1 protein-coding gene is annotated in these 6,013 nt (G+C 70.1%); it reads right to left on the reverse strand.

What is annotated here, in order from left to right; translation table 11 throughout:
* A partial coding sequence (locus tag BFF76_RS34465) for a type I polyketide synthase (protein WP_167359508.1) occupies positions 1-6,013 on the reverse strand: 6,013 nt, incomplete at both ends.

Consider the following 6,013-nt stretch of genomic DNA (forward strand, 5'->3'; position numbering starts at 1 on the left):
ACCCGAAATCACCGTCGAGGAGGGCCCGTTGAGCGCGGCTACGTCGACGCCGTCGGTCAGCAGCGGCAGGACTTCGTCCTCCGTCGCCTGGAGCGAGACCATCGTCCCGCCCTCCGGCAGCGCCTGCATCAGACGACCACGGGCCGCCACCAGCTTCGCCGCGTCCTCAAGTGTGAGAACGCCAGCCACATGCGCGGCCGACAGCTCACCGATCGAATGCCCCAGCAGATAGTCCGGCTTCACTCCCCACGCCGACACCAGACGGAACAGCGCAACTTCGAGCGCGAACAGACCGGCCTGCGTGAACTGCGTCTGATCCAGCAGCTCACCACCCTCGAACACGACATCCCGGATCGGCTGATCCAGATGCCGGTCCAGCTCCGCACACACCACATCGAACGCATCCGCGAACACCGGGTAGGACTCGTACAGCTCACGGCCCATACCCGACCGCTGCGCACCCTGACCCGAGAACAACACCGCCGACCGCCCCGACGACACCGCGTCCCGGACCGTCAAGTCATCGATGACCACTGCGCGGTGGTTCATCGCGGCACGCGTCGTAGCCAGGGAGAACCCGACATCCACCGGCGCGTGCTCCCGGGCGACGGTCGAGAGCCGCTCCACCTGTGCCGACAGACCCGCGTCGGACTTCGCGGACACCACCCACGGAACCACCGGCAAGGACACGGACGGCTCGCGGCGTTCCTCGACGACCGGCGTGTGCTCGACGATCACGTGGGCGTTGGTCCCGCTGATGCCGAACGACGACACCCCCGCCCGGCGTGCCTCGCCCGTCTCCGGCCACGCCACCGACTCCGTCAGCAGCTCGACCGCGCCCGCCGACCAGTCAACCTGAGGCGTCGGCGCGTCGACGTGCAGGGTCTTCGGCAGCACACCGTGCCGCATCGCCATCACCATCTTGATGACCCCTGCGACGCCGGCCGCGGCCTGCGTGTGACCGATGTTGGACTTGATCGAACCCAGCAGCAGCGGCCGCCCTTCCGGCCTCCCCTGCCCGTACGTCGCCAGCAGCGCCTGCGCCTCGATCGGGTCACCCAGCGTCGTACCCGTACCGTGCGCCTCAACGGCGTCCACCTGGTCCGGCTCAAGACCGGAGTTGGCCAGGGCCTGCCGGATGACACGCTGCTGCGACGGACCGTTCGGAGCCGTCAGACCGTTCGACGCACCGTCCTGGTTCACCGCCGAGCCCCGCACCACAGCCAGGACCTCGTGACCGTTGCGCCGCGCGTCCGACAGCCGCTCCAGCAGCAGCATGCCCACGCCCTCACCCCAGCCGGTGCCGTCGGCGCCCGCGGCGAACGACTTGCACCGTCCGTCCGCGGCCAGTCCACGCTGGCGGCTGAACTCGATGAAGCTGCCCGGCGTGGCCATCACGCTGGCGCCGCCGGCCAGCGCCATCGAGCACTCGCCCGAGCGCAGGGCCTGCGCCGCGAGGTGGAGCGCCACCAGGGAGGACGAGCAAGCGGTGTCGACCGTTACGGCGGGTCCCTCGAGTCCGAGCGTGTAGGAGACACGGCCGGACACGACGCTGCCGGACGTGCCGGTGGCGAGGTACCCCTCGACGCCTTCCGGGACGGTGGCCAGCTGAGCCACGTAGTCGTGATACATCAGCCCGGCGAACACGCCGGTGCTCGTGCCCCGCAGCGACGCCGGGTCGATCCCTGCCGACTCGACGGCCTCCCAGGAACCTTCCAGCAGCAGTCGCTGCTGCGGGTCCATGGCAAGCGCCTCACGCGGCGAGATCCCGAAGAAGCCGGGGTCGAACTCCGCGGCGTCGTGCAGGAAGCCGCCTTCACGGGTGAAGGAGGTGCCGGGGTTGTCCGGGTCGGGATCGTACAGCCCTTCCACGTCCCAGTTCCGGTCAGTGGGCAGGCCGGTGATGCCTTCGTTGCCGCCGGCCACCAGCTCCCACAGCTTTCGTGGCGATTCCGCACCTCCCGGGAACCGGCAGCTCATGCCCACGATGACGACAGGGTCGTCCTCAGTGCCGGTGCCGGTCAGGGCGGGCCGGCTCGTAGCGGCTTCCGCCTGTACGCCGACGATCTCGGTCCGTATGTAGTCGGCCATCGCGAACGGCGTCGGGTAGTCGAACACGAGGGTGGCCGGCAGGCGCAGCCCCGTGGCCGCGCTCATCCGGTTGCGCAGTTCGACGGCGGTGAGGGAGTCGAAGCCCAGCTCGGTGAAAGCCCGCTCGGGCTGCACTGCCTCACCCGAGTCATGGCCGAGCACGGCAGCCGCCTGGGCCCGTACCAGATCCTGCACCAACTGGCGCTGTTCGGCCTCGGGAAGGGCTAGAAGGGTGCGTCCGAAGGATGCGGAGCGATCCGTGCCGGAGTCCGCCTGCCGCCGGTTCGGTACCCGGACCAGACCCCGCAGCATCAGCGGAGTCATCTCCGGCCGTAGCCGCAGAGCGGCCATGTCGACCCGGATCGGCACCAGCACGGCCTCGTCGGCCAAGCCGCCGGCCAGGTCGAACAGCTCGAGCCCCTGCACCGAGGACAACGGCGTCAGACCGCCCCGGGCCATCCGCCGCAGATCACCGCTGTCCAGCTGCCCCGTCATCGCACTGGCCTGAGCCCAAAGTCCCCAGGCCAGCGACTGCCCCGCAAGTCCTTCCGCACGCCGCACCTCGGCCAGGGCGTCGAGGAACGCGTTCGCAGCGGCGTAGTTCGCCTGACCCGCACCACCGAACACACCCGCCGCCGAGGAGAACAGCGTGAACATCGACAAATCCATGTCACGCGTCAGCTCATGCAGATGCCACGCCGCATCGACCTTCGGCCGCAACACCGCAGCCAACCGCTCCGGCGTAAGCGACGACACCACACCGTCGTCCAGCACACCGGCGGTGTGCACGACCCCGGTGAGCGGGTGCTCGGACCCGACGGAGTCCAGGACCTCGGCCAGCGCACCGCGGTCCGCCACGTCACACGCCGCGAAACGTGCCTGGGCCCCCGACTCGGCCAGTTCGGCCACGAGGTCGGCCGCTCCCGGAGCGTCCGCACCCCGGCGGCTCAACAGGAGCAGATGCCGCACGCCGTGCTCGGCGACGAGGTGACGTGCCACCACTCCGCCCAGCACACCGCTGGCACCCGTCACCAGCACGGTGCCGGACGGTTCGACGAAGGCGGGTATCTGCCCGACAGGCAACGGCACCCGTGCCAGCCTCGGTACGAGCACCTCACCCGCGCGCACTGCGGCCTGCGGCTCACCCGAAGCCACGACAGCAGGCAGCAGCGGCTCCTGGCCGTCGTGATCCACCAGGACGAACCGCCCGGGGTTCTCCGACTCGGCCGTCCGCAGAAGACCCCACACAGCAGCCTGTACGGGATCGGGCGAGTCACAGAACACCGCGCCCTGCGTCACCACCACCAGCCGCGCATCTGCGAACCGCTCGTTCGCCAGCCACTCCTGCACCAACTGCAGTGCCCGGCCCGCGATCTCATGCGTACGAGACGCGACGTCCTCAGAACCGGAATCGGAGCCGGAGCCGGAAGCGGAACCCGCGAACGACACCGCCACCACGTCAGGCACCTCGTCCATCGAGGCCAGATCCGCATACCGCTCCGTGCCGGGGAGGAACTCCGCTTCCCCGACAACGGCCCAGGAGCCCTCCGCGCGATCGGCGCTCTGGGCGACGCCGACCGGTTTCACGGACCATTCCACGCGGAACAGCGAGTCCGCGTGGGCGTTACCGCTTCCGCGCAACTGCTCCGGGGAGACCGGGCGCAGCGCCAGCGACTCCACCGAGGCGACATGCGATCCGGCTCCGTCGGCCAGCAGCAGCGACGCTCCCGATCCCTCACGGCGGACGCGAACCCGCAGGAGCTGTGCGCCCACTGCGGACAGGGACACGCCGGTCCAGGCGAACGGCAGGCCTACGGCTCCCGCGGTTCCGTCCGGGTCGGAGCCCGCTGCGAGGCCCATCGCGTGCAGTGCGGCGTCCAGGAGAGCTGGATGCAGCCCGAAGCCGTCGGCCTCGGCGTCGTCCGGGAGGGCCACCTCCGCATATACGTCGTCACCCTGCCGCCACGCGGCCCGCAGCCCTTGGAACAGGGGGCCGTACTCGTACCCGGCATCGGCGAGCGTCGCGTAGAGCGTGTCCACCGCGACTGCTCGCGCTCCAGCCGGCGGCCAGTCAGCCAGGCCGTCCGCCGCCTGTGCCCCGGTGGCGAGTGTGCCGCTGGCGTGCCGCGTCCAGGCCTCGTCCGAGGCGTCGGCGGGGCGGGAGAACACCGTGATCTCGTGCCTGCCGGTCAGGTCGGCCGCGGCCACCGCGACCTGGATGACGATCGCGTCCTGTTCGGCGATGAGAAGCGGTGCCTCGATCGTCAGCTCTTCCACGAGGTCGCAGCCGACCTGGTCGGCGGCTTGCAGAGCGAGTTCCACGAAGGCTGTGCCCGGCAGCAGGACCGAGCCCCACACAGCGTGGTCGGCGAGCCAGGGGTGCGTCTCGATCGAGATCCTGCCCGTCATCACGACACCGTCGGTGCCGGCCAGGCCCATCGCGCTGGACAGCATGGCGTGGTCGAGGGACTTCAGCCCCGCCGAGGAGACGTCCACGGCGCCGTTCCCGGCGGAGGGGTTCAGCCAGAAGCGCTGATGCTGGAAGGCGTAGGTGGGCAGGTCGACGCGCTGGGCCCCGGTGCCCGCGAACAGGGTCTTCCAGTCGAGCTCGACCCCCTGCACGTGTGCTTCGGCGAGGGAGGTCATGAAGCGGCGTGGCTCGTCCTCGTCCCGTCGTAGCGTCCCCAGGGCCACCGCGTCGCTACCGGCCGCCTCGAACGTCTCCTGCAGTCCCACAGCCAGCACCGGGTGCGGGCTGACCTCGACGAACACACGGTGACCGGCTTCCAGCAGTGTCCGGGTCGTCTCCTCCAGGCGCACCGTGCGGCGCAGGTTGGTATACCAGTACTCGCCGTCCATACCCGCCGTGTCCAGCAACTCACCGGTCACCGTCGAGAACAACGGCACCTGCGACGCACGCGGGGACAGATCCGCCAGCACCTCCAGCAACTGGTCATGGATCCGCTCCACATGCGCACTGTGCGAGGCGTAGTCCACATCGATGCGCTTGCAACGGACCTCGTCCGCCTTGCAGGCCAGCAGCAACTCGTCCAGCGCGTCACCGTCACCGCTCACCACCACGGAGGACGGGCCGTTCACCGCCGCGACCGACAGACGCCCCTCCCACTTGGACAGGCGTGCTTCCACCTTCTCCACCGGCTCCGCCACCGAGGCCATGCCGCCCAGACCCGAGAGCTCAACAATCGCCCGGCTCCGCAACGCGACCACCCGCGCACCGTCCTCCAAGGACAGCCCACCGGCCACACACGCGGCAGCGATCTCACCCTGCGAATGGCCCATCACCGCCGCAGGCACCACACCGGCCGCCCGCCACACCTCCGCCAACGACACCATCACCGCCCACAACACCGGCTGCACCACATCAACCCGGTCAAAGCCAGGAGCACCCGGCTCACCCCGCAGCACACCGAGCAACGACCAGTCCGTATGCGCCGACAACGCGGCCGCACACTCCCGCATCCGCTCCGCGAACACATCCGAGGACTCCATCAAACCCGCAGCCATACCCACCCACTGCGAACCCTGCCCCGGAAACACGAACACCGGAGCCACCGCACCATCAGCGACACCCCGCACCACACCCGGCCCGGGACGCTCATCGGCCAGCGCGCCCAGGGCCGCGCTGAGCTCGCCGGCGTCAGCCGCGACGATCACCGCACGATGCTCGAAGCGCGACCGGCCCATCGCAAGCGACAAACCGATCCCCGCGGGCTCCCCTCCGGAACCGGCTGCCAGCACCTCGCTCAGACGCGCGGCCTGGTCACGCAGCGCCCCCTCCGACTTCGCTGAGAGAACGAACGGCAGCGCCTCCCCGCCCAGCGGTGAAACCTCGTCCGTCTGCGTCGCGGCACCGTCCTCGACTGGCGCCTGCTCAAGGATGACGTGCGCGTTCGTGCCGCTG

The sequence above is a fragment of the Streptomyces mutomycini genome, from assembly GCF_001700505.1.
Classification (GTDB): domain Bacteria; phylum Actinomycetota; class Actinomycetes; order Streptomycetales; family Streptomycetaceae; genus Streptomyces; species Streptomyces mutomycini.